Source organism: Paenibacillus sp. J22R232 (genome assembly GCF_056269165.1).
Genome location: NZ_JBWDNK010000002.1, coordinates 666,247 through 688,200 on the forward strand (window position 1 = coordinate 666,247; position 21,954 = coordinate 688,200).

The window sequence follows — 21,954 nt, forward strand, 5'->3', positions numbered from 1 at the left end:
CAACACGCAAACAAAACGAGTGCGCCGCTGAATTCAGCAGGAAGCGCAGGTCGCTTTTGTATAAAAAAACTTATCTTATTCTGGGAGGAATTATTCATGAAGATGCAACCCATTCGCGTAGGTGTCGCAGGTATAATCGCAGCAACGGTAATCGGCGCAGGATTTACAGCTCCATCAGCAAGTGCAGCACCGGTTGTGAAAACATACTCCAATTTTCAAACCATTACGATCAGTCAAGATACGATAAAGCAAATCGCAGATAGATACGGAGTAGACATCAGCTCGTTTTTGAACGGCGGTACAATTAAATGGCCGACCGGCAGCCAAACAGGTACAACAAAACCTGGCACTGGTACTGGCACGGTAACAAAACCTGGCACTGGTACTGGCACGGTAACGAAGCCGGGGACAGGCACTGGAAGCGGAACAGGTACGGTAACAAAGCCTGGCACTGGGACAGGCAATACGACTGGAGGCAACTCGGGCAGTGGGTCGACAACCGGAAACACAGGCTCTGGAAATACGGATTCAGGTTCAACGAGCTTGACTGCTATACAATCGCAAGTCATTGCCCTCGTTAACCAAGAACGTGCAAAGGCCGGACTATCCGCTTTGAAAAGTGACGCTTTGCTGACGAAAGTAGCAACGGAGAAAGCAAGAGACATGGATGTTAACAATTACTTCAGCCATACTTCACCGACATACGGCTCGCCATTCGATATGATGCGTTCTTACGGCGTAACTTATTCTTATGCAGGCGAGAACATTGCTTCGGGCCAAAAAACGCCGCAGGACGTTATGACGGCTTGGATGAATAGTGCTGGTCACAAGGCGAACATTCTGAGCAATAACTTTACTAAAATCGGCGTTGGCTATGTAAACGGTGAATGGGTACAAATGTTTATCGGCTAGGTCAAGCATGATAAAAAGCTTTACGGCAATTCGTTGAGGGCGGCTGCCGCCCTTGACCTTCTTTATCAATAACGCTCTCGAAGTTGTGAAACTTCGGGGACGCACAGGAGGATTTACCGCATGTTTAAAAGACGTACTTTAGCAGCAGCCGTGATTGGATTATCCGTTATGATGGCGGCAGGCACGGTGGACGCAGCTTCAAAAACACATACAACGACTGACAATGATACATTCTGGAAGCTCTCCAAACAATATAACGTTTCCGTGGATGCGCTGATGAAAGCGAACCCAAAGGTTAGTTCGCAGAACATATACAAAGGGTTGAAGCTGAACATTCCAGTAGCAGCAAAACAAGCGGCAGCTGCCGCAGGGGCAGTCCAAAAGACGGTTGCCATGAAAGCAACTGAGGATGCATCTGCTCAGACGATAACGGCGATAAACGGGAAAGAATATGCTTACTCCAAATCGATAAGCGTTCAAGCAACGGCATATACGGCTGCGGCTTCAGAAAATGGCAAATGGGGAGCCGTTGATTATTTCGGCGATAAACTTAAAGTCGGAACGATTGCGGTTGACCCGAAAATGATTCCGCTCGGAACGAAGCTATACGTTACGGGCTATGACTACAATGGACTGCCGCAAGGCGGCATGGTCGCCACCGCTACAGATATCGGCGGTTCGATTAAAGGCAATAGGATCGATATTTTCGTTCCTGGCGTGACCAGTCAAGCTATGTCATTTGGCTTCCAAGACGTCAAAGTTTTTATTCTTGAATAGCTGTATAAGAAAATAGGGGGTGACTCAAAAGGGGTCGCTCGCTGAAGAAACAGCTCACATTCAAAAAAGAAGAAAATGCCATAAAAAGCGGTGCAGAGGATTATCTCTGCACCGTTTTTTTGAATTTGGTCTCCTGCTGCTTACTTCAGCAAATTGTGGCCTTCCATACTAACAAGGACAGGTTTCTTTGTTGCTTATGTAACAGGTTAATGGTATACGGAGCATGAAAATGATTCTGGAGAAGCGTTAGCGGTCGTTTTTGTGAAGGGATTAGGGCCACTCCTCGTTGATTCAGAGGAATCCCTGAGCAATGGCGATCGGAAGAACATTTAAATGTGCAATTTATGTGCAGTTTGCCGTTTAGCCTAAATAACAACGGGTATATTGGATCGGTAAACGGAGCATTTAAATGATTCTGGAGAAGCGTCAGCGTTCGTTTTTGTGAAGGGATTCCAACCTTTCTACGTTGATTCAAAGGAATCCCTGAGCAATGGCGATCGGAAGAATATTTAAATGTGCAGTTTATGTACAGTTTATGTACAGTTTATGTACAGTTTATGTGCAGCTTGCCGTTTAGCCTAAATAACAACGGGTTATATTGCTGCATCGTCAAATGAATGCCTTTTGGAATATTTCCTTTTTTATCGTGCAGCTGGTTGTCCAAGAAGCTCTGGCAAGGTTACGAGCTCATACCCTTTGCTGCGCAGAAGGAGAATTAGCTTGGGCAATGCGTTCACAGTGCCATAAAGGTTTTGATTCATTCCGCCTCCAGCATGCTGAAGAATGATTGATCCCGGCTGTAGCGTTTTTTTTATGTTCTTCATAATTAAAGCACTGCTGGGATTGTCCTTCCAATCGACGGAATCAACATCCCAATTGACGATCGAGAAGCCTGCATACTTGCTCCATCTAACCTGCTGCGGCAGCAGCTCTCCGTAAGGCGGACGTATGAAATGAGGCGAATATCCGATGATATGGTGTATGATGGCATCCGTTCGCCAAATCTGCTTCTGGTAGCCCGTTAGTGTTAGGGTAGATAATACGGCATGATCATAAGAGTGATTGCCAATGATATGCCCTTCCTTATGTATGCGGTTCACGATTGCCGGATATTTGGCAGCGCGGTTGCCGACGACGAAGAACGTAGCACAGACATCATATTTGGCTAGCACATCCAATATTAGCGGCGTATATTTGGGGTCTGGCACATCATCGAACGTAAGGGCTACACGCTTCGATTGCCGCGAGCCATTCAGTAGAAAAGAGCTTGGATACTGCTGGTGCAGCTTCACCCAAGACATGGATGCCGCACGCCGTTTCTTTTTTTCTTTCTGAGGCAACCGTGCTTCTACTTGCCATGTATCTTGCGGATTACTTGCGGAATGAGCGTTTAATTCGGTCGTTGAACCGAGCAGCAGAATCGCAAGCAGAGCAATTCCGGCGGCATGCAGGCCTTTTATCCAACTTTTTTTATGCATCTTGATTCCTTCCCCGCAATCGTGTGTAAGTTAGCTGTGCCGCTATTTTACCCTTGCACGAAACTTTCATGCGCTTTACAGGGAAATAAGAGAAGCTTAAGATGTAAGAAGATGGATAAGGGAGGTAGTACGATGAAATTACTGCAGTTCAAACATTTTGACGAAATAAGATTAGGGTTGAAGACGGAAGCCGGCATTGTGGATTTAAAAGCAGCATCAGAGGCTCTTCATCTTCCTGTCCCTTTCACGATGGAGTCTGCTATTGCAGGCGGGGATTCTGCAAGAGCGCAGGTGGAGACGCTTTGTGCGGCTGCACTTACGGAGAACAGTCCTTCCTATGTTTTAAATGAAGCGATCATTGCATATGCTCCCGTAGTTTCCCGCCCGCAAAAGATCATCTGCGTTGGCTTGAATTACCGCAAGCATGCAGAAGAGACGAAAGCAGAGATCCCGACTTCGCCTATTCTATTCAACAAATTCGCGAATGCTTTAAGCGCACATGGTGATCATATCGAGCTTCCATTGACTAGCAATGAGGTGGATTATGAGGCAGAGCTGGCTATTATTATCGGGAAAACGGCTAAAAATATTGAAGAGGCTGATGCGCTAACCTATGTATATGGTTATAGCTGCGCGAATGATTTGTCTGCCCGCAATTTGCAGCGGCGAACATCGCAGTGGATGCTTGGCAAAAGCTGTGACGGTTTTGCACCAATCGGGCCTTATATCGTTACGGCGGATGAGGTGGATAATCCCGATAATTTGGCTATTTCCTGCAGCGTGAACGGTATACAAAAACAAAATTCTAGTACATCGGATATGATTTTTTCTTGCAGTGCTATCATCAGCTACGTATCCAAGCATATGACGCTAGTTCCTGGCGATATCATATTGACGGGCACGCCTGAGGGCGTAGTACTTGGCTATCCCCGTGATCAAAGGGTTTATTTGCAGTCAGGCGACGTGGTTGAGGTAGCCATTGAGCAGCTGGGTAAGCTAACGGTTCAAATGACTTAATTGTAATTGATAATCATTATCGAGTTTTGTATAATAAGAATAATGAATAATGCTTGCAATTGGGTTGTTACGAGGGGACGGGCGCATCAATGAATGAAGCCATGCTGGAATTGCTGGAGAGCAACTTTGATTTAACGTTCAAAAAACAAGAAGATCCTATTTTTAGCTGCCCCGTATCGGAGCTGCTGGACGAGGAGAAAATGAGATCGTTTTTGAAGCTGTACAATCCGATCTTGAAGGGAAATGACCCATCTGTAGCGGAGGTGTATGCGGCAGGCTGGTTTCGCGGACCGATGTTAGGATTGCTCTACATGCTTTCAGCTTGGGACAAAACATTGAACTTATCGATTCCTAATTTAACCGTTCAAATTTATATGGCTGACTATAACGGACATGAGTATGTAGCATCTAATTTGTATTTGGATGATTCCGCTCTGGATTCGGCAACTGAGCACATGCAGGAAGAATGGACAAAGGACAAAATAATTGAATTTTTCGAGCATACGGTACTTCCTGTATTTGAATCGATCGCCAAGGTAGGTACGTTGCAGGTCGGTATGTTATGGGGGCAATTGCCCACTTCGCTTGCTTATGGGTATGACCGGATAATGGGTATGAATGAGACCGATCAGGTCAAGCAAAAAGCGGAGCGGAATTTTGAGCTTGTGAAGTCGCTTGACGCTGCAGTCTTCGGGCGCAATAAAAACCCGCTTAACGTAAAGTTTCGCATGACCGAATCATTGGATAATCCTGATAAACAAATGCGGCTGAAGTCGTCATGCTGCTTGTATTACCATGTTGAGGGCGGGTATTATTGCTATAGCTGTCCTAGGCTCAAGGAGAGCGAGCGCGAAGAGCGCCGCTTGGAATATAGAGCCAAGCAGCAAGCGTAAACGAGCCTCTTCAAGCCAAAAAGCCCATCTTCTATCCACGTTGCTGCGGAATAGATGATGGGCTTTTTCCTATGTGGAGATGCTTATTTCATTTTGAAAACATTGATCGTTCTTAGAAGCTGGGCAGCCATTGTACGCATACGCTCCGTTTCCTCAACTACTGCTTGGACGGATGAGATTTGCTCGTTCATGGATGCAGAAACCTGTTCCGTGCCTGCTGCGGATTGCTGCGTAATGGCTGAGATGTTCTGGATAGCTCCAGAAATTTTGCGTGCGCTCTCAAGCATTGCATCGCTTTCTTGAGAGAAAACAAATATTTTGTCCGTAATAAATTGAACGCTCTGGACGATTTCAGTAAAAACAACCTCAGATTCTTTAATATGCTCGGTTTGCAGCTTTACAACCTCTTCGTTTGTTTTCATATTGCTAATCGTATGCTTGATTCCTTCGTCGATGGATTTCACAAGATTGAAAACCTGCTTCGTGGAAGCACTGGATTCCTCGGCAAGCTTACGTACCTCTTGGGCAACAACGGCGAAGCCGCGGCCGTGCTCTCCCGCTCTTGCTGCTTCAATCGAAGCGTTCAAGGAAAGCAGATTCGTTTGTTCAGCCAAATCGGAGATCGTCGTCGTAATCGCACTGATTCCCCGAGCTTTCCGAGCCAGATCCTCGATCGTAGCGGATACCTTTTCCGTAGCTTCGACGTTTCGGCGCATGCCTTCAGCCTGAATATCGAGCGCCTTCATGCCTTTGTCTACGAGCTGCAGCGTTTGCTCAGAGCGAGTGTTCATCTCTTTTGTCGAGGTCGCGTAGTCCGAAACCTTTTCTTCGATCTCCGTGATGGATTCGCTCATATCGGAGACATCCTCGGAAATTTCGTTTGCCCCAGTAGCTAGCTCGTTGGCGGAGGCTGCTACCTGCTGCATGGCGATTTGGATATTGTTGTTTTTATCGAATATGCTGTGACTCGTATCGGATACGTGACGGATAATGTTGGTTGTTTCCGTCAGTATGTCACGAAGCTTGTCTATCATGCTGTTAAAGGAATGGCCTAGCTCACCTAATGCCGAGGATGAGGTTGTGTCAATTTTTTGCGTGAAATCACCCTTCGAAATGCGAAGAGCCGTTCCTTTAATCTCATCGAAGGAATTGTTAATCGATTTCTCAATAAAGGAAACGAGCGGGAGCGTAGCGATTGCCATAATGATTGTGACGATGATGCCTGCAACAAGCGAGCCACCTGATACGGATAAAACGATAAGCATAATGAGGGCGAACACCGCTAAATTCAAATAAGAAGTGATCAGCAGCTTATTGCGCACAGAAAGCGAATAGTACCATTGGATCATTATGTAAGCGCTCCTTTTATTAGATTATCCATATTATAGCACCCGTTGCGAAATTGGTCTATAATTGTCGATTTGCAAAATATATAAATAATTGAAGCACGCAAGCGGCTTTTCGGAAAATACCAAACGGTTTTTCGGTGTGATAACAAATAGAAAATGATACCATTATCGGTAATCAAAAAATATTTTTGATAATTAATGTTAATAGTTGCGCGGTGGTCCTATTATCCTATATGAAAAGATGATTGTTCAGCAAAACGGGACAAGCTTGCTGCTGGAGAAATAAATAGGTCATATTATTCATATTGACTTCGGAATTGCTGGGACACATGCAAGGTTTATTTAAATATGTAATAAAAATACATTATAGAATAAACTTAAAGTCGAATAAAATCGTTAAATCAATAATATTGTAAAATAATATATTGTAAATGATAGAAAAGAACTATATAATATGAAACGAGACCTAATTGGTAACTCATACCTAATAAACCATAAAGGAGGATAATTTGTATGCAAACGGAATCGGCATCGCTCGCACGCCAAGTGGAATTTGTTTTTCGCCAGCTCGAGGGAGAATTGACTAATGCCACTGCAGGAACAGTATTGATACATATCAGAAACAATGCAGTCGGGAAGTTCGGGGTTAGGCACCATCCCATTGAAAGCAGGAACGGAAAGTTCGAAGTCGAGGACAAGGGACTATCTGCCTTGCAAGTGCAGGCTTTCAAGCAAATGGCAATCGAATCACTGAAATTCAGGCAGGAGTGGACGCATGGTGAGATCTTATATGATTTCTCTGTTCGCCCAAGCTCCAATTCATGGTCAGCCAGCATACTTTTCGAATCTAACTACAATATGGCTAATTGGAATTCGCGCTATTATCCGAAGCGAAATGATTTATGGGATAACAATAGACAGTCAAATGAATAAAAGAAAAAGCTGACGGCAACCGTCAGCTTTTTCTTTGCTATAGGCCGAAATCGAGATCGGGATACACATAGGGCGATTCAGGAGCTTTGACTCTCTCCATCTTAATGGCATCCAATGTGATAATTTCGTTGTCCATATAAGTTGAGGTGGTTAGCGTTCCTTTAACGGTAACCCATTCATCTTCGACGTAATCAAGCGCTTTGGGCCAATTAATCATCAAACCGTAAGGCAGCGCATCTGCCGAGCAGCAGTTCATGGCGAAGCGGCTGACAGCCAGGCGGTCCTTCCCCATATCCTCTTCACGGTAGACAAACCCCGTTATTTCTATTTCTTTCCCCATAAAAGCTTCCCGGTAAAGATCAAGCGTCGTAAGCGTCTCAATAAATTGCTTCTCAGGCACGCTGATCAGCGCCTGCTCGTAAAGCTTCTTGCCGTATGCAGCGTGCGTCTCCGTATATTCGTCATAGGGAAATAGAGCATCGATCCCGCTTCCCGCTAGGGCATCTTCTTCATTAGATGATGCAGCCTCGGTATCAACAATGAGACCTTGGCTATCTGAGCTCTCAAGCGCTGGCGGGGCTATGGCGTCAGAGCGTTCGATGCTTGCGCTGCCCGACAGACTCATTCCTTTTTTGGATGCAAGCGCGCTTCCGAGCGTTCCGGTAGGGATGAGGAAGCCAAGCAGCAGCGGGAAAATAAATAGACCGTAAATGAGCACATTTTTAACGATAGAAGGTGATGGCTCATGCTCGCAGTCGCAATCAGGAACCTGCTTGCCCATTCGCTTTTGGAGCGCGGCATAAATCTGGTAAATAGCTGCCGCGTAAAGGCCGAGAGCTGAAAGCTTGACGTAAAGCTCCATTCTTGGTGCGATGTACAACATCATTTCGCCAGTCCGGTCCAAGTAAACGATGAACATGGCAAAGCCGGTTAGGATAACTGCTCGAATTAAATGATGAATCATAATAGCACCTCCGTAATCATAGCGCCGATAAAGGTCAGCCCCGCTGTTAATGCAATAAGGACAAGGACGAATTTAACTCGGAACGTGGTTAGCAGCATCAGCGTGTTCTTAAGGTCGATCATGGGTCCGAAGACGAGAAAAGCGAGCAATGGTCCGAAATCGAACATGCCACTGAAAGAGGACGCGATAAAAGCGTCGGATGTCGAGCAAATCGAAAGAATAAAGGCAAATCCCATCATGAAGACATAAGAGAATACAGGCTGGTCGGCAAAAGCGGCCAACGTATTGCGATCAATCACGGATTGTATTACCGCGGTCAATAAAGCGCCAAATATCAAATATTTGCCCATTTCGAAAAACTCATCCGAAGCATGGGACAAAATCGAGGCAACCCGGCCCTTGAACCCTTTGTTATTTGCGCCGTGATCATGCGAATGGGAGTGGCCATGATGAGCCATATGTAGTGCAGGGGGTGCTTTGAGCGGACTTTTTTTCATGAACTTAAAGAGCAGCAGACCGACGATGACGGCGATCGCGAAGGCTAGTCCCATTCGAGAGTAGGCCATCTCGGGCTTGGTCCTGAAGGCAGTGAAGGTTGAAGCATAAACGATCGGATTGACGATAGGCCCTGCGAGTAAGTAGACAATTCCAATATAAGCCGGCATGCCTTTACGAATCAAGCGTCTGACGACGGGGATCATGCCGCACTCGCATAATGGAAACAAAATGCCGAGCAAAGCACCAAAGAGTACGCCTGCAATCGGATGTTTAGGCGTGAATTTTTGAATCAGTTCATCGGTTACGAATACTTGAAGCAAAGCCGAGAATAAAACGCCGAGCAGAATAAATGGAAATGCTTCTAATATAATGCTGATAAATAATATTTTAAAGGATTGCAGGTTGGCAGCATTTAGAAGCTCCGACGGCCATTCTCGGTTGGTAACGATTAACGCAAGCATGATCAGGCAGCCTACGCCGAGCAGCGGGGTACCAAAGCGGAATAAAAATTTCAACATGATTCAGGTATCCTCTCTTCTTTGTAAGGATTACGATTACCAGTATAGCTTATGCCGGAGAATACGACAATAGGACAACTATTTCATGACTTGACTTTGTAAATATCCTAGGTATAATCGTCTTAAATGCAATGATGGGGATAAGTAAGCTTGAATGACTTGCGCACAGAGAGCCGGTGGTCGCTGCGAACCGGTGCAAGCTTCGATGCAGAATGGACCCCGGAGCCTATGAACGGAATCCGGCAGAGGATGAAGCCGAAGATGTTTGTACGGACGCTCCCCGTTATGGAGCAAGAAGGCTTATGGGTACCAGACAACGCTTGATTCTTGAGTAAGCGTACCATTAGCGAATTAGGGTGGCACCACGGTCCCTCGTCCCTTGCGGCGGGGGATTTTTTGTGTTTTTTTATAAACCTAATAATGAATGAGGAAGAGGTCGGTACATGATGAAAAAGGTCCTTTCAGGCATACAGCCAAGCGGCCAGCTTACGCTTGGCAACTACATTGGCGCGATGCAAAACTTCGTGAAATTACAGCATACGGAAGAATGTTTTTTTATGGTAGTCGATCTGCATGCGATCTCGGTTCCTCAGGAGCCCGCAGCTCTTAGAGAGCAAACCGAGGCGGTTGCGGCTTTGTTTATAGCTGCCGGCATTGATCCGCTCAAAGCGAACGTGTTCGTCCAATCGCATGTCCGCGCGCACGCAGAGCTAGGATGGTTGTTCACGACGCTTGCCAATATGGGCGAGCTGGAGAGAATGACGCAGTTCAAAGATAAATCATCAGGCAAAGATTCGGTCGGCGCTGGGTTGTTCGTCTATCCGACTCTGATGGCTGCAGACATTTTGATTTACAATGCGGATCTCGTTCCGGTTGGGGACGACCAGAAGCAGCATTTGGAGCTTACCCGCGATTTGGCTCATCGATTCAATACAAGGTTCGGACAATACTTCACGATTCCGGAGCCTTATATTCCGAAGGTTGGCGCGCGCGTTATGTCGCTTGACGATGCAAGCAAGAAAATGAGCAAAAGTAATCCGAATGTCGGAAGCTTCATCGCGCTGCTTGATCCGCCGGATGTCATCCGCAAGAAGATTAGCAGAGCGACGACCGATTCCGGCCGCGAAGTGAAATTCGATCCAGCGAATAAGCCTGAAATCAGCAATCTGATGGGAATCTACTCGCACTGCGCGAATATTAGCATTGAAGAGGTTGAGGCTCGTTATGAGGGGCAAGGCTATGGGCCATTCAAGAAAGAGCTTGCGGAGCATGTTGTCTCCGTGATAGAGCCGCTGCAAGCCAGATATCACGAAATCCGCAACTCAGGAGAAATTCATGCAATTCTTAAAAAGGGTGCAGAGCGTGCTTCTGAAATAGCAGACCGCACGCTTGCTGACGTGAAAGAGCTGATGGGCTTCCTCTCTCCTCGCGGCTAGTCAATGAAACGAAAAAACCAGGATGGACGCATCGCGTCAACCCTGGTTTTTTCTGCGTAAACGGGCTTTTACAATAAAGCCAGCCCCAATCGTGAAGAGGCTCAGCAGCCCAAATAACAGAACAAGCCAACCGCTATAGCTGATGGAGACTGCCATCGCGCTCATAAATAAAATAGCAACCACGGAAAAAAACAAAGAAAGAGGCTTAGACACGGTGAATTTCTCTCCTTAACAAATCATCAATATATTTTTTAATGTTTAAGAATAGTTTCCGAAGCAGTGCACATAATAAGCTTGCAAGCTTGCAACACACATCAAAGTGCAGAGGACGAAAGGAGAAATACATTATGGCAGGAAGCAGAAGCAATCAACTTGTTGTTCCACAAGCAAACCAAGCTCTACAACAACTGAAACTTGAGGCAGCGCAAGAGCTCGGCGTGCAAATTCCTCAAGATGGCTACTACGGTAATGTTTCGACGCGTGATGCTGGCTCCCTAGGTGGCTACATTACGAAAAAGCTAGTCCAAATTGCTGAACAACAGCTTTCTGGCGGTTCCCGTTAATCGATTCTAATACACAATGATGAATTGAAGCCCAAGGCTTGCCTTGGGCTTTTTAAATATATAAGAATTTATATGTTTTCACATATAAATGTACTTATATATCTCCGCGAAACGACTGCTTTTGCCACAGCGGACGGCGACAGTCGATTACGCTTGTACGTTATGCCTTATTTTATCACAGGTAGGATAGAGATGCGCTTCTCTTTTTTTGACAAAAAAGAAGGGGCTGGCTCAAAAGGAGGACGCTTTCTGAAGAAACAGCTCGCACAATCGAAAAAATACCCATTAAACAAGCGTTGCAGAATAGCCCTCTGCAACGCTTGTTTTTGATTATGGTCTTTCGCTGTTTTCTTCAGAAAATTTTATTAAACGGAGCATTTAAATAATTCTGGAGAAGCGTCAGCGTTCGTTTTTGTGAAGGGATTCCATTCTCTTCTCGTTGATTCAAAGGAATCCCTGAGAAATGGCGATCGGAAGAATATTTAAATGTGCAATTTGATGGTCAGTTCCTTCTTTGGCGTTTCGTTAGTAAGTGTCCATCCGCAGCCGTTTCATTAACCGCTCATCGCTGAGCCAGCCTACGTAAGAGCCGATCGTTTCGTCATTTTTGTTCATAAGCAGAACTCCCACGAATGGGTATTGCTTGCGATGACGATATCTAACGTCACACCATCTTACCTCATAGCCCCACTTATGCTCGCGCACGTCAGCGCAAGCAAAGCTCGTGAAATAAAGAAAGGAGCGAATGGCCGGATCATTTTTGGATTTGGCGACGGCAGGGTGGCTCGAGCATTTCACGCGGTCCAGCCATTTGAGCTTGCCGTTCCGTAAATTGCCTATAACGAAACCGCCGTCTGGGGATTGCTTTACTACGTTCCAGATCGTTAAAGAGATGGTTGGTATAGCGATATACACGTCACCCGTTTCATATTCGGTATCCAGCTTCTTCATCCGCTGTACGGTGCTCCTTGCCGTTAACGTCCGCCATACGAAATACACGGCCAGAAACGCGTACATTAGCGGAAAAACGAAAGCAGGATTTACGAAGCCGCCTGCCCAAAGTAAAATAGCTATGACATGCGTGGAGAAAATGATTGGATCAAAGATATGGATGATATTCCAAGATATCCACTTATCCGTAAAAGGCCGCATCGCTTGGGTGCCGTAAGTGTTGAATAAATCAGTGAAGACATGTACGCATACGGCTAGCAGTATCCACCCGCCGACATGCAGCCAGGGCAGGCTGCCGCGATAAAAGAGCTGAAGGATGCCTGTAATGAGTACCGTCCAAATGGCGATTGCGGGCAACGAATGGGAAATGCCGCGGTGGTTGCGGACATATACGGCGTTCCCTTTCAATCGCAGCAAGCCGTCCAGATCAGGCGCTTGCGATCCGATAACGGTTCCGAGCAATACGGCAGTCTGAATCGTTTGATCCCCTGCAACCACGGGGTCAATCGCAGCTAGACCGGCAAGTCCAATGCCCATGACAAGATGTGTACCAGTGTCCATATTGAATCCTCCCATTATGAATGATTAGGTGTAGTATCGACGGTTCAGGGGAACTTTATCAATGTAAGTAAAAGGAGATGCGACGAATATGTACATTTGTTTTGCGGAGTACCGTATCGCGGAGGAGAACCGCCTTCCATTTCTTGAACTGACGAATAAGCTACTTCAGCATGAAATGGATATGTATTTATATGAAGGAACGGATCAACGGAATCTATTTGTCGAGGTATGGCAGGCAGCTACGTCCGATGAGGCGGAACAAATCAAAGAAGAACGCTGCAGCGAGCGTTCTTCTTGGTCAGAGGTTTCAAACTACATTGTCGGAGGGCGGGCAAAGCTGCATGTATGGGCTTTTAAGCCCGTTCATCCAGACAGGCAAGGCGGTTAGCGGCTAGAATTAACGGTGCCTAAGGTGGCCATTCCAAGCGGAGTGGATGAGCTTACGACACTGCCTTGGAACGGGTATTCATAAGCGATAGGCTCATCGAAAGTCACGTAATCCAGATTAAGCGTTAAGAGTAAGTAACGCATGCCTGTCGTTGGATCGCTGATTACAATATGATCGCGCCCGGCGGCTTCAATAACGCCTTTGAAAATTTTGGCGTTCCATTCCCGGTTGTTCTCGTATGTCATATAGAATGTTGCCATTTTGCCGCGGTTCAAACGAAGAATGTTCTCTACGTATGATTCCTCGACGGCTGGAAGGGTAACGATGTTGCCTCCGGCAGGCGTAACGAATGCGCCGCTCGGGACGTTAGGAGGAGTTTGCATTTGCGCGCCTTGCACCTGCATGTTTGTCGGAAGCTGGGCAGGGAACATCGTAGGCTGGGCAGCCATCGGATATCCGTAGTGGCCATAGCCTCCGTATCCGTAACCTGGGTAGCTGCCCGTATTTGCTGGACTTACCGGATTTTTGTAGCCGTAACCGTTAGACATGTTGAATTTCCTCGCTTTCACACATTAGAAATAGGATTAATAAACCGCCGGACAGTCGCCGCGAGTCGGGATGAAGAAGCAATGCGCTTTATATCTTCCGCTGTTGGACTGGTCCCACCATGTGCTTGGGCAGCTGCCTGCCGGACGGAAAAACCAAAGCGCATTGGACGCCGGATGCTGCCGTTCTCCATTAATGATCCGTTTGGCTAAGCGAATGTCCTTGTCGCGCGCGCTTTGGTAGAAATAGCCTTTTGTCGTAGCTTCGAAGCCGCCTGGCCGTTGATTGACCATCTGCGGGATGGAGCGGATGTTTTTGAAATCGAGACAGTTGCCGAGAACGCGGTTTACGCCGACATTGCCGACCATCAGCATGCCGAGCTCGCCTTCGCCTTCTGCTTCCGCTCGCATGAGCCTGGCGAGCATCTTCGTATCCTCGGAGTTCGTTTTAATGACTGCCATAGACTTAACGGTTCACTTCCCTTCGCTAGCTTTGAGAACTTCGGTTTGAATGGGCATCTAACTACATAGTCAGTGTACTCGGCGCCAACCCAAATGGTTACTAAATGATTTGTCACAATTTGCGTGGCAAAATGATGAACAAACCCGTCGAACGTTGTCACAGCTTCTTTTTTTCGGTATGATTAAGAACGGTTCATCAATGGATGATAGATGCCTCATGGCGTCTTGTCGCAAAACTCGGGAGGCTCGCTTCGTGCTGAAAGACTTAATTGCATTAACAAAACCGCGGCTACTTCGACTTAATGTGTTCGCTGCGCTAGGTGGCTTCTTGGTTGCTTCCAAATGGGATATTGATTTCCTATTGCTTATATGGGCGCTTATCGGTTCAACATTGACGATCGCGTCAGCTACCGTCATTAATAACTATTGGGATCGGGAACTCGATTTGAAAATGGAGCGCACGAAAGACCGCGCGCTGCCAACTGGCCGCATGCAGCCGGGAACCGTGCTTGCTTACGGCATCGTGCTCGGATTAGTTGGACTAGCCGTGTTATTCCTGCTCGTTAATCCGTTGTCGGGGTTTCTAGGCTTCCTCGGATGGTTCGTATACATCGTTATCTACACCATGTGGTTGAAACGGACTTCTACCTGGAGTACTTCGGTCGGTGGGATATCCGGAGCCATGCCGCCTGTCATCGGGTACTGCGCAGTTACGAATGAAGTCGATGCCGGTGCTTGGATTTTATTCGCGTTATTGTTTCTGTGGCAGCCTGCGCATTTCTGGTCGCTTGCCATTCGAAGGGTGGAGGAATACCGGGAAGCCGGATTTCCGCTATTGCCCGTCGTGAAAGGAATCAAGCGGACGAAGCTGCAAATGATTCCTTATATCGTGCTTTTGCTACCGGCTAGTATTTTGTTTTATACGTATGGGTACGTCGGAATCTATTTCTTAATCATTTCGCTTCTGATCGGTTTGCTATGGCTCGTTCATACGCTTCGGGGGACAGGCGCCAAGGATACGGAGAAATGGGCGAAAACGAATTTTCTTATATCGGTCAATTACTTAATGGTTATATTCATCGTTATGATTTTGAATACGACAGGATCATAGTCATCCGTACAGGGAGTGAACATCGTGGCTTTTGTAAAGAAGCATAGCTTTAAGATTGCGGTGCTGGCGCTATGCGCGGCAATGGGTATTTATTTGTTTATAACGTACGGGATGCAGCCGAAACAGACTTTGCCTGTGCTGCAGGCTGCTCCGGCTTTCGAAATGAACGACATCGACGGGAAGCCGGTATCGCTGGCGTCGACGAACGGCAAAGCGCGCATCGTTTATTTTTACTTTGCGAACTGCCCGGATGTATGTCCTCCGACCACCTTCCTGCTCTCGCAGGTTCAAGACCAGCTCGAAGCAGAAGGCAAGCTTGGAAAAAGCGCCGACCTGATCTCCATTACGTTTGATCCGGAGCGCGATACGCCTGATGCAATACGGGACTTTGCTAAGCGGCATTTCGCCGATACAAGCAGCTGGCATTTCCTGCGCGGCGATGAAGAGGCGAGCACGCTTCAATTGGCGAAGGACTTTGGCGTTGCTGTAATCAAAGAAAAAGACGGCTCTTATACGCATATGAATGTCATAACGATCGTCGATAAGGACGGACAAATTCGTAAGTGGATCAACGGAAGCTCAGAGGATTTAACGGCTGAGAGCATCGTTGACGAACTTAACAAGATTCTCTAAAATTCATCTTTGCTCCATAACGAAGCGGGACTCAGCGCAGCATAGTTAATATGCGCTTCGAGTCCCGCTTTTTCCAATTGCTCGATTAAATAATCAAGCGGGGTATGCTCTACGCCTGAATAGCCTTTGCGGGTATAGATATGCTCGGCATCAGGGAATATGTCGCGGAGAAGGAACCTGATCCGCTTGCCGGAGGAATCGTTGTCCGTAAATATGTAAGCTTGATCTTGACCTACCTGCTTGCGCAGCTTCTCAAGCTGATCGGATCCGGGCGTGCCGAATGTACAATGGATGCGTACCTCTTCGCCCAGGACGCGTCTTAATCTTGATTTATCGTTTTTGCCTTCAACAATAATGGCAATTTCCATCTGTCATCACCTCGAGTGAAAAATTAAAGCGGAGCGGAAGCGTTACGCTTAGTTTACCACCTTATCATCATTTTACCGAGATGACATGGGATATAAGATTTTGCATGGCAAAAAAAGAAAAATGGCTGGCCGGGATGATATCCCAGTCAGCCATTTTAAATTTCAACCTAGTACATGCATGTGCATGCGATGATCACGAGAAGGATAAACAATACGAGAATGATGCCGATATTCGAGTGGCCGTTGTGTCCGCAACCTTGATTCAATCCGCCTACATTTCCAGACATATATGGTGTCACCCCGTTTCATTTGCTTGAGAGCGATGATAGCCATCAGCCTGCTTCAGCTGTGTACCGGCTGGTCATTTGCCATAATGTATGATATGTGGGGGGGATGAATTAGCCCTGTGCGTTTACCCATGCCTATGAAAAATGGGTGCGCGAGGGAATCGAACGCGAAATATGCAGCGGCAAAAGCGTAACGGCGATCATTAAAGCAATGAATGCGATGTAATAAGGCGATAGATGGTCCCTTACTTGACCGGCAGCCATAGGACCTATAAAGGCGCCGATGGAGAACGCGATCGAAAGAACAGAAAAGGTTCTTCCGTAGCGGGCTCCTCCGCTGAGCTCGATCAGTAACGTAGAGAGCGCCGGCAGTATAACGCCTTTTGCCATACCGACTAAAAGCAGCATAAGCGTAAGCGGTGCCGGTATCTGGGAGGCTATGCCGAAATAGACGATGGCAAGAAATAATGAGCCCCATAATGTCCGTTGGTAAGCAGGTACGCGGTTGAGGAAAAGCATGCTCAGCGTAACGAGCGCTCCGATACTGACCACGGAGAATAAAAGTCCCGTCGTCATCATCGCTTCTTTGGTTTTGGCAAGCAGCGGCAGCTCGAACGATAGAATGCCTTGCGCGCAGCTTATCGCTACCGGCAGCAGATAGACGAGCCAAGGGATCGAAGCCGGCTGCTCCAAAGGAAGCTTTATTTTTTGCTTAGGCTGCTGCTCTGGATCGGGCACAGCTGTTTGAACGCTGCCTGCGCGCGCATCGCGAATGAAAAAAATAGCGCAAACGGAAGTGACGATGAGAATCCAGCCCAGCAGCGTAAAGGCAGTCGCAAAGCCGATTTTGGCAACCAGATAGGCGCCAGCGGCTGGAGAGACGACTGATGCGAGCGTGTGGACGAGCCCGTTCCCGGCCATGAGCTTGCCTTGCTGCGTGCGGTCGGTAGTCATTTTGGCAAGCAAGGATAGGCAGGCAGGAGACAGGAAGGCGAGCACGAAGCCGCTTATGGAGCGCAGCAGCAGCAGTTGCCAAGGATTGGTGACATGAGACTGGAATAAGAGTACGATACCGGCTGCCATCAGGCTGAACACGATAAAGAACCGGCTGCCGTATCGGTCAACGCCGAAGCCCGCTATTAAATTGCCGGGCAGATGCGTGATAGAGTACATGCCCATCATCAATCCAATAAAGGAAGGCGCTGCGCCAAGTGATATGGCGAATGGCGTCAAGATCGGATATTGCGCGTGCAGGTCAAAGAAAGCGACGAACAAAAATAAATAAAGCCAAATTGCGGTTTTCACAGGGCTCTCCCTCCTAGCCAATTACACACTTATATACTTGTACGTTTTAGTTGGACAGGATATGTCTGCTGAAAAAGAGAGCAAGCGTTTACGCCCTATAATCTGTAGGTTATAATATTTTGTAATGAGGTTATGTACGAGGTATAATGGAGGGGATGGCAACTTGGATTTTTTGAATTTTTCGACGTATGATTGGGACACATGGACGGCTTTCTTCAAAGAGCATTGGCTCGTGCTTGTCATTGCGCTTATTGTGCTGCTTCTTATTGTGCGTGTAGTTAAGACCGTCATCAAATGGGCGATCGCTGCGGTCATTATCATCGGTATTATCGTATATAGCGGATATAGCATGGACGACCTGAAGGAGATCGGCACCAAGGTGGCGGATACGGTCAAGCAGGAAGCCGTGAATGCCATGGTAGGCGAAGCGAAGGATGCAACCTTTGTTACGAATGCGGACGGCACCTTTACGGTAAAGACCAAAAACCTAGAGCTGACCGGCGTGCCGGGGGACAAAGATGTCGCCGTTTCGTTTCGCGGAACCGAGCTCGGCAAATGGAAGCTTGACAGCACGATACAAGCCCTCATTGATCAAGCGAAGCAGAACGGATAATGCTTATGGCGAGCTGGGTACAACGAGTGAATGAGCTGGAGCCTGTTGGCGTTATTGTGTTTTTGCTGCTGCTTGGCTCTCTAGTGCAAGGGATGAGAAGAGGCGCGTCTGGTTCAGCGAAGCGCCTCTTCTTTTTTGTATGGGAGGGCATCGTGATTGCGGTTTGCCTCGTGCTATCCGCTCAGCTTACGAATCGATTGTCGCCCGCTGCGGCCAAGTGGCTGACTGGCGCGGTAAAGGTCCCGCAGCAAGAGCTAAGCGGAATAGAGCAAGCTTGGTATACGCTTGTAACGAGCTTGCGCGATTTCGCGTTGCTCCGCTATGCGGTTATGTTTCTGCTCGGCTATTTGCTGCTGCGCGCACTGGCTGCGTTTATCGAGCCTATGGCAGATCGCGCCGTAGAGGGCATGCTGCGCAGCAACAAGGAAGAGCCGCTTGCTGATATGCGCGGCAAGAAACAAGCCAGCCGCGCAGTAGGTGCATTGCTGGGGGCAATCCACGGCGCTGGACGATCTTTCGTATTCGTAGCTTTACTCTTCGTTTATGTGTCTCTAATGCCGAATGGCTGGTATGTCGATCAAATATCCAATTCGCAGGTCTACAGCAAAGCTGCTGCTTGGTTAAGCCCGGTTGCCGGTGACGTTCTCACTGGACAAGGGCCCGTGTTTACCGAAGCGGTGGAAGCGCAGTTCAAGCAAATCTTGCAGCGCAAATACGAAATGATTGATTATGCCATTCCTGCAGAGATCGAGCAGGCAGCGGTCTATGTAACGAAGGATTCGCTGACGGAGGAAGAAAAGGCAAGAAGACTGTATGAATGGCTAGGAACGAGAATAGCCTATGACTATGACAAGGCACGCAATTATGAAGAGCAAGGAATATGGAAGGAACAAAACCCTCCCGAAACATTCGATACGCGCAAAGGCGTATGTATAGATATAGCTCGCTTGTATGCTGTTATGGCAAGATCCGTTGGTCTCGAGGTGCGGGTTGTAACGGGAATGGGGGCTGACGGGTCCGGAGGCTTTGGCCCGCATGCTTGGAATGAGGTGCGCGTCGGGGCTGGCGATGACAGCTGGATTCCGCTCGATGCTACATGGGCGAATGCGGGAGACTGGTTTAATCCGCCAGGATTTGAAGAAACCCATGTCAGGGAAGCATAGCTTGCTTAGAGAACGGCAATTTTAATATGGGAACATGAGGTGATTCAACATGCAGGATGATCCGCAGAAGCGGGAGATTATAAACCGGCGCCATTTTTCATTTCGATTGAACTTATTTTTTTTCGTAACGTTTGCTTTGTTTAGCGTATTAATCGTACGATTGGCCATTCTGCAGTTTGTGGAAGGACCCACGCTTAGCGCGGAGGGGATCGATAAATCAACCCGCAGCGTGAAAATCCCGCCGATACGCGGCAATATCTATGATTCCAACGGCGTTGAGATTGCCTACTCGACGTCAACGCAGTCGATTTACTTCAGCGTACAGCCGGAGCTTAAGCTCGCGGACGCGAAAGAGAACGCCAAGGAGATGGCCGCGAAGCTGCTGGAGGTTTTTACGGAATACGGAGATCCGGCCAAGGCGATGACGGTAGATGATATTATCCGGCAGATGGACTTGGACTTCAAACGCAACAATATTTCGACGCCTAGACGGATCAAATCCGGTTTAACCAATGAAGAGATCGCGTATTTCATGGAGAACCGTACCGAATTCAAGGGAATCGATATTATGGAGGAAAGCGTCCGGAACTACAGCACGGATTCCATTGCGGTTCAACTCGTTGGCTATTTGAAGAAATACAAGGGTGTACGTGAAACGGTCGATTTCTATAAAGAGAAAACGACCGAGGAAGATGCGACCCTTCAATACTTGGAAGAAGAGGACGTCGGCATGGACGGTCTCGAGTTCATGTACCAGGACGTCTTGCGCGGGACGAACGGCTTGAAGACGTACCCGGTCAACAATGCGGAACGGATCATCGGCCCGATGCAAATTACGAATCCGCAAAAAGGCTCCGACATTTATTTGACCATCGATAAAAATGTTCAGCTAAAAACAGAGCAAGCCATCATGGATCAATTGAAAACTATTACGACTTCGACAAACAAATATGAACGGGCAAAATACGCCCAAACCGGTTTCGCTGTCGCAATGGAAGTAGACACCGGTAAAATCGTAGCGATGGCGAGCATGCCGGATTACGATCCGAATATATGGTCAGGCGGGCGGATTAGTCCGGAGGATTACGAGAACTTCCAGAATGTGCTGTCGAACGGAACGATTCGAACCGTATATGGCAAGTATACGGAGGAAGAGCGCAACGAACATCCATCTTCTATTCTTCCTCCAGGTTCAACGATGAAGCCTTTAACCGTACTGATAGGCTTGCACGAGAAATTGTTCAAAACCTCGACCGTGTACCAGGATACAGGGGTATTCACTTATGGCAAGAAGGGATACGAGACCTATATCCGCAACTCGCAGGGCCATGTATACGGCAGCATAGACGGCGCTCAGGCGATTCAGCATTCATCGAACCCGTTCATGGCGTCGATGGTCGGGAACAAACTCTACATGCGCGACGGGAAAAGCGGCGTGGATATTTGGGACAGCTACATGAAGCAGTTCGGGCTTGGCGTATTGACAGGCAGCGGCTTGCCGAACGAAACAAAAGGGATTATCGAGTATTTCAAGGAGTCCGAAAGCGGCAGTGCGCAGTCGGCATTGATTCAAGCATCCTTCGGCCAACAGGGACGTTATACGACGCTGCAGCTAGCTCAGTATGCTGCGATGCTGGCGAATCGCGGCAAGCGGATGAAACCTCAATTCGTCAATGAAATAAAGGATTCTGACGGAAATGTCATTCAGGGCTATACGCCTGAGATTCTGAACGAAGTCGAGTTCCCCATTGAATATTGGAACGAAATCGAGACGGGCATGTCCAAAGTAAGCTCGGGAGGCTTTGAAGGCGTTGATTATACCTATCGCCGTAAGACGGGAACCTCCGAGCAATCCGTTAAAGGGCGTACGGCAGAGAATGCGGTATTTATCGCTTACGCGCCGGCTGACAAGCCGAAGCTTGCGGTAGCCGTTGTCGTGCCTGACGGGGGCTTCGGCTCATACGGAGCATCGCCGATCGCCCGCAAAATATTCGACGCCTACAATGAGGAAGTCGGACTGTACGGCGTACCTAAGAATAAAACGGTCAATAACGAGAAGAGCGCAGGAACCGCAGGCAATGCCGATAATGCGGATACGGCTGATACCGCCGATACCACAAACGTAGCGGTTAATGGGACGACGAATGAGTAAGCAAGAGATAGGAAAGGCAGGCTGGAGCAATATCTCCAGCCTGCCTTTTTTTCTGCGAACCCGCCCATTTTAAAATA

At 47.7% G+C, this 21,954-nt stretch carries 24 protein-coding genes and 1 other annotated feature; of the genes, 13 read left to right on the forward strand and 11 right to left on the reverse strand.

The window, feature by feature from the left end; all coding sequences use genetic code 11:
• Positions 1-96: 96 nt before the first annotated feature.
• Positions 97-912, forward strand: a complete 816-nt coding sequence (locus AC0YN3_RS09270) for a CAP domain-containing protein (RefSeq protein WP_475774799.1) — start codon at positions 97-99, stop codon at positions 910-912.
• Between the two features lie 120 nt (positions 913-1,032).
• Positions 1,033-1,689 carry a 3D domain-containing protein gene (locus AC0YN3_RS09275; RefSeq protein WP_475774800.1) on the forward strand — a complete coding sequence of 219 codons (657 nt, stop codon included), beginning with the start codon at positions 1,033-1,035 and terminating at the stop codon, positions 1,687-1,689.
• Positions 1,690-2,330: 641 nt separating this feature from the next.
• On the opposite strand, the gene AC0YN3_RS09280 is transcribed toward AC0YN3_RS09275, so the two are convergent.
• Positions 2,331-3,167 carry a polysaccharide deacetylase family protein gene (locus AC0YN3_RS09280; RefSeq protein WP_475774801.1) on the reverse strand — a complete coding sequence of 279 codons (837 nt, stop codon included), beginning with the start codon at positions 3,165-3,167 and terminating at the stop codon, positions 2,331-2,333.
• 132 nt (positions 3,168-3,299) lie between these two features.
• On the opposite strand from AC0YN3_RS09280, the gene AC0YN3_RS09285 reads away from it, so the two are divergent.
• The gene (locus AC0YN3_RS09285; RefSeq protein ID WP_475774802.1) at positions 3,300-4,184 is read left to right on the forward strand and encodes a fumarylacetoacetate hydrolase family protein; all 885 of its coding nucleotides are present in this window, start codon (positions 3,300-3,302) and stop codon (positions 4,182-4,184) included.
• Positions 4,185-4,273: 89 nt separating this feature from the next.
• On the forward strand, positions 4,274-5,077 hold the full coding sequence (locus AC0YN3_RS09290) for a (2Fe-2S)-binding protein (protein ID WP_475774803.1): 804 nt from the start codon (positions 4,274-4,276) through the stop codon (positions 5,075-5,077).
• Positions 5,078-5,160: 83 nt separating this feature from the next.
• Here AC0YN3_RS09290 and AC0YN3_RS09295 read toward each other — a convergent pair whose 3' ends face one another.
• Positions 5,161-6,423: a methyl-accepting chemotaxis protein gene (locus AC0YN3_RS09295; protein WP_475775112.1), complete on the reverse strand. Its 1,263-nt coding sequence runs from the start codon at positions 6,421-6,423 to the stop codon at positions 5,161-5,163.
• Between the two features lie 516 nt (positions 6,424-6,939).
• Here AC0YN3_RS09295 and AC0YN3_RS09300 point away from each other — a divergent pair.
• On the forward strand, positions 6,940-7,359 hold the full coding sequence (locus AC0YN3_RS09300) for an O-methyltransferase (protein ID WP_475774804.1): 420 nt from the start codon (positions 6,940-6,942) through the stop codon (positions 7,357-7,359).
• Between the two features lie 37 nt (positions 7,360-7,396).
• Here AC0YN3_RS09300 and AC0YN3_RS09305 read toward each other — a convergent pair whose 3' ends face one another.
• Both AC0YN3_RS09305 and AC0YN3_RS09310 read right to left on the reverse strand, forming a co-directional pair.
• Positions 7,397-8,323, reverse strand: coding sequence for a TIGR03943 family putative permease subunit (locus AC0YN3_RS09305; RefSeq protein WP_475774805.1), 927 nt, complete (start codon positions 8,321-8,323; stop codon positions 7,397-7,399).
• Positions 8,320-9,339, reverse strand: coding sequence for a permease (locus AC0YN3_RS09310; protein WP_475774806.1), 1,020 nt, complete (start codon positions 9,337-9,339; stop codon positions 8,320-8,322). The genes AC0YN3_RS09305 and AC0YN3_RS09310 overlap by 4 nt, the downstream gene beginning before the upstream one ends.
• A 122-nt stretch (positions 9,340-9,461) precedes the next feature.
• Positions 9,462-9,722: a binding site (T-box leader), on the forward strand.
• 63 nt (positions 9,723-9,785) lie between these two features.
• On the opposite strand from AC0YN3_RS09310, the gene trpS reads away from it, so the two are divergent.
• Positions 9,786-10,775, forward strand: a complete 990-nt coding sequence (gene trpS / locus AC0YN3_RS09315) for a tryptophan--tRNA ligase (protein WP_475775113.1) — start codon at positions 9,786-9,788, stop codon at positions 10,773-10,775.
• Positions 10,776-10,811: 36 nt separating this feature from the next.
• On the opposite strand, the gene AC0YN3_RS09320 is transcribed toward trpS, so the two are convergent.
• Positions 10,812-10,988, reverse strand: a complete 177-nt coding sequence (locus AC0YN3_RS09320; protein WP_183559057.1) for a DUF5325 family protein — start codon at positions 10,986-10,988, stop codon at positions 10,812-10,814.
• A gap of 134 nt (positions 10,989-11,122) precedes the next feature.
• Here AC0YN3_RS09320 and AC0YN3_RS09325 point away from each other — a divergent pair, with 134 nt between their 5' ends.
• The gene (locus AC0YN3_RS09325) at positions 11,123-11,338 is read left to right on the forward strand and encodes a small, acid-soluble spore protein, alpha/beta type (protein WP_475774807.1); all 216 of its coding nucleotides are present in this window, start codon (positions 11,123-11,125) and stop codon (positions 11,336-11,338) included.
• A 525-nt stretch (positions 11,339-11,863) separates the two neighbouring features.
• Here the strand turns inward: AC0YN3_RS09325 and AC0YN3_RS09330 are convergent.
• The gene (locus AC0YN3_RS09330) at positions 11,864-12,850 is read right to left on the reverse strand and encodes a metal-dependent hydrolase (protein ID WP_475774808.1); all 987 of its coding nucleotides are present in this window, start codon (positions 12,848-12,850) and stop codon (positions 11,864-11,866) included.
• 88 nt (positions 12,851-12,938) lie between these two features.
• Here AC0YN3_RS09330 and AC0YN3_RS09335 point away from each other — a divergent pair, with 88 nt between their 5' ends.
• Positions 12,939-13,238: a hypothetical protein gene (locus tag AC0YN3_RS09335; protein ID WP_475774809.1), complete on the forward strand. Its 300-nt coding sequence runs from the start codon at positions 12,939-12,941 to the stop codon at positions 13,236-13,238.
• On the opposite strand, the gene gerQ is transcribed toward AC0YN3_RS09335, so the two are convergent.
• Positions 13,235-13,786 carry a spore coat protein GerQ gene (gene gerQ / locus AC0YN3_RS09340; RefSeq protein ID WP_475774810.1) on the reverse strand — a complete coding sequence of 184 codons (552 nt, stop codon included), beginning with the start codon at positions 13,784-13,786 and terminating at the stop codon, positions 13,235-13,237. The two genes, AC0YN3_RS09335 and gerQ, sit on opposite strands and share 4 nt — an antisense overlap.
• 36 nt (positions 13,787-13,822) lie before the next feature.
• On the reverse strand, positions 13,823-14,245 hold the full coding sequence (locus AC0YN3_RS09345) for a cell wall hydrolase (RefSeq protein WP_475774811.1): 423 nt from the start codon (positions 14,243-14,245) through the stop codon (positions 13,823-13,825).
• Positions 14,246-14,462: 217 nt separating this feature from the next.
• Here AC0YN3_RS09345 and cyoE point away from each other — a divergent pair, with 217 nt between their 5' ends.
• Positions 14,463-15,356, forward strand: coding sequence for a heme o synthase (cyoE, locus tag AC0YN3_RS09350; RefSeq protein ID WP_475774812.1), 894 nt, complete (start codon positions 14,463-14,465; stop codon positions 15,354-15,356).
• A 24-nt stretch (positions 15,357-15,380) separates the two neighbouring features.
• On the forward strand, positions 15,381-15,989 hold the full coding sequence (locus AC0YN3_RS09355; protein ID WP_475774813.1) for an SCO family protein: 609 nt from the start codon (positions 15,381-15,383) through the stop codon (positions 15,987-15,989).
• Here AC0YN3_RS09355 and AC0YN3_RS09360 read toward each other — a convergent pair.
• The 3 genes from AC0YN3_RS09360 to AC0YN3_RS09370 form a co-directional block, all read right to left on the reverse strand.
• Positions 15,986-16,357 carry a toprim domain-containing protein gene (locus AC0YN3_RS09360; RefSeq protein WP_475774814.1) on the reverse strand — a complete coding sequence of 124 codons (372 nt, stop codon included), beginning with the start codon at positions 16,355-16,357 and terminating at the stop codon, positions 15,986-15,988. The genes AC0YN3_RS09355 and AC0YN3_RS09360 overlap by 4 nt on opposite strands.
• 167 nt (positions 16,358-16,524) lie before the next feature.
• The gene (locus tag AC0YN3_RS09365) at positions 16,525-16,644 is read right to left on the reverse strand and encodes a hypothetical protein (RefSeq protein ID WP_183559041.1); all 120 of its coding nucleotides are present in this window, start codon (positions 16,642-16,644) and stop codon (positions 16,525-16,527) included.
• Between the two features lie 135 nt (positions 16,645-16,779).
• On the reverse strand, positions 16,780-17,949 hold the full coding sequence (locus AC0YN3_RS09370; protein ID WP_475774815.1) for an MFS transporter: 1,170 nt from the start codon (positions 17,947-17,949) through the stop codon (positions 16,780-16,782).
• A 163-nt stretch (positions 17,950-18,112) separates the two neighbouring features.
• Here AC0YN3_RS09370 and AC0YN3_RS09375 point away from each other — a divergent pair, with 163 nt between their 5' ends.
• From AC0YN3_RS09375 to AC0YN3_RS09385, 3 genes are read left to right on the forward strand one after another with little or no spacing between them, the layout of a single operon-like run.
• Positions 18,113-18,562, forward strand: coding sequence for a hypothetical protein (locus AC0YN3_RS09375; RefSeq protein WP_475774816.1), 450 nt, complete (start codon positions 18,113-18,115; stop codon positions 18,560-18,562).
• Positions 18,562-19,725 carry a transglutaminase domain-containing protein gene (locus tag AC0YN3_RS09380; RefSeq protein WP_475774817.1) on the forward strand — a complete coding sequence of 388 codons (1,164 nt, stop codon included), beginning with the start codon at positions 18,562-18,564 and terminating at the stop codon, positions 19,723-19,725. Before AC0YN3_RS09375 ends, AC0YN3_RS09380 begins: the two co-directional genes overlap by 1 nt.
• A 49-nt stretch (positions 19,726-19,774) precedes the next feature.
• The gene (locus AC0YN3_RS09385; RefSeq protein WP_475774818.1) at positions 19,775-21,877 is read left to right on the forward strand and encodes a peptidoglycan D,D-transpeptidase FtsI family protein; all 2,103 of its coding nucleotides are present in this window, start codon (positions 19,775-19,777) and stop codon (positions 21,875-21,877) included.
• Positions 21,878-21,954 lie beyond the last annotated feature (77 nt).

What these genes read in the sequence shown, in the direction of transcription:
- AC0YN3_RS09270 (WP_475774799.1), top strand. Translation starts at nt 97, where the DNA reads ATGAAGATGCAACCCATTCGCGTAGGTGTCGCAGGTATAATCGCAGCA.
- AC0YN3_RS09275 (WP_475774800.1), top strand. Translation starts at nt 1,033, where the DNA reads ATGTTTAAAAGACGTACTTTAGCAGCAGCCGTGATTGGATTATCCGTT.
- AC0YN3_RS09280 (WP_475774801.1), bottom strand. Translation starts at nt 3,167, where the DNA reads ATGCATAAAAAAAGTTGGATAAAAGGCCTGCATGCCGCCGGAATTGCT.
- AC0YN3_RS09285 (WP_475774802.1), top strand. Translation starts at nt 3,300, where the DNA reads ATGAAATTACTGCAGTTCAAACATTTTGACGAAATAAGATTAGGGTTG.
- AC0YN3_RS09290 (WP_475774803.1), top strand. Translation starts at nt 4,274, where the DNA reads ATGAATGAAGCCATGCTGGAATTGCTGGAGAGCAACTTTGATTTAACG.
- AC0YN3_RS09300 (WP_475774804.1), top strand. Translation starts at nt 6,940, where the DNA reads ATGCAAACGGAATCGGCATCGCTCGCACGCCAAGTGGAATTTGTTTTT.
- AC0YN3_RS09305 (WP_475774805.1), bottom strand. Translation starts at nt 8,323, where the DNA reads ATGATTCATCATTTAATTCGAGCAGTTATCCTAACCGGCTTTGCCATG.
- AC0YN3_RS09310 (WP_475774806.1), bottom strand. Translation starts at nt 9,339, where the DNA reads ATGTTGAAATTTTTATTCCGCTTTGGTACCCCGCTGCTCGGCGTAGGC.
- trpS (WP_475775113.1), top strand. Translation starts at nt 9,786, where the DNA reads ATGAAAAAGGTCCTTTCAGGCATACAGCCAAGCGGCCAGCTTACGCTT.
- AC0YN3_RS09325 (WP_475774807.1), top strand. Translation starts at nt 11,123, where the DNA reads ATGGCAGGAAGCAGAAGCAATCAACTTGTTGTTCCACAAGCAAACCAA.
- AC0YN3_RS09330 (WP_475774808.1), bottom strand. Translation starts at nt 12,850, where the DNA reads ATGGACACTGGTACACATCTTGTCATGGGCATTGGACTTGCCGGTCTA.
- AC0YN3_RS09335 (WP_475774809.1), top strand. Translation starts at nt 12,939, where the DNA reads ATGTACATTTGTTTTGCGGAGTACCGTATCGCGGAGGAGAACCGCCTT.
- gerQ (WP_475774810.1), bottom strand. Translation starts at nt 13,786, where the DNA reads ATGTCTAACGGTTACGGCTACAAAAATCCGGTAAGTCCAGCAAATACG.
- AC0YN3_RS09345 (WP_475774811.1), bottom strand. Translation starts at nt 14,245, where the DNA reads ATGGCAGTCATTAAAACGAACTCCGAGGATACGAAGATGCTCGCCAGG.
- cyoE (WP_475774812.1), top strand. Translation starts at nt 14,463, where the DNA reads ATGGCGTCTTGTCGCAAAACTCGGGAGGCTCGCTTCGTGCTGAAAGAC.
- AC0YN3_RS09360 (WP_475774814.1), bottom strand. Translation starts at nt 16,357, where the DNA reads ATGGAAATTGCCATTATTGTTGAAGGCAAAAACGATAAATCAAGATTA.
- AC0YN3_RS09365 (WP_183559041.1), bottom strand. Translation starts at nt 16,644, where the DNA reads ATGTCTGGAAATGTAGGCGGATTGAATCAAGGTTGCGGACACAACGGC.
- AC0YN3_RS09380 (WP_475774817.1), top strand. Translation starts at nt 18,562, where the DNA reads ATGCTTATGGCGAGCTGGGTACAACGAGTGAATGAGCTGGAGCCTGTT.
- AC0YN3_RS09385 (WP_475774818.1), top strand. Translation starts at nt 19,775, where the DNA reads ATGCAGGATGATCCGCAGAAGCGGGAGATTATAAACCGGCGCCATTTT.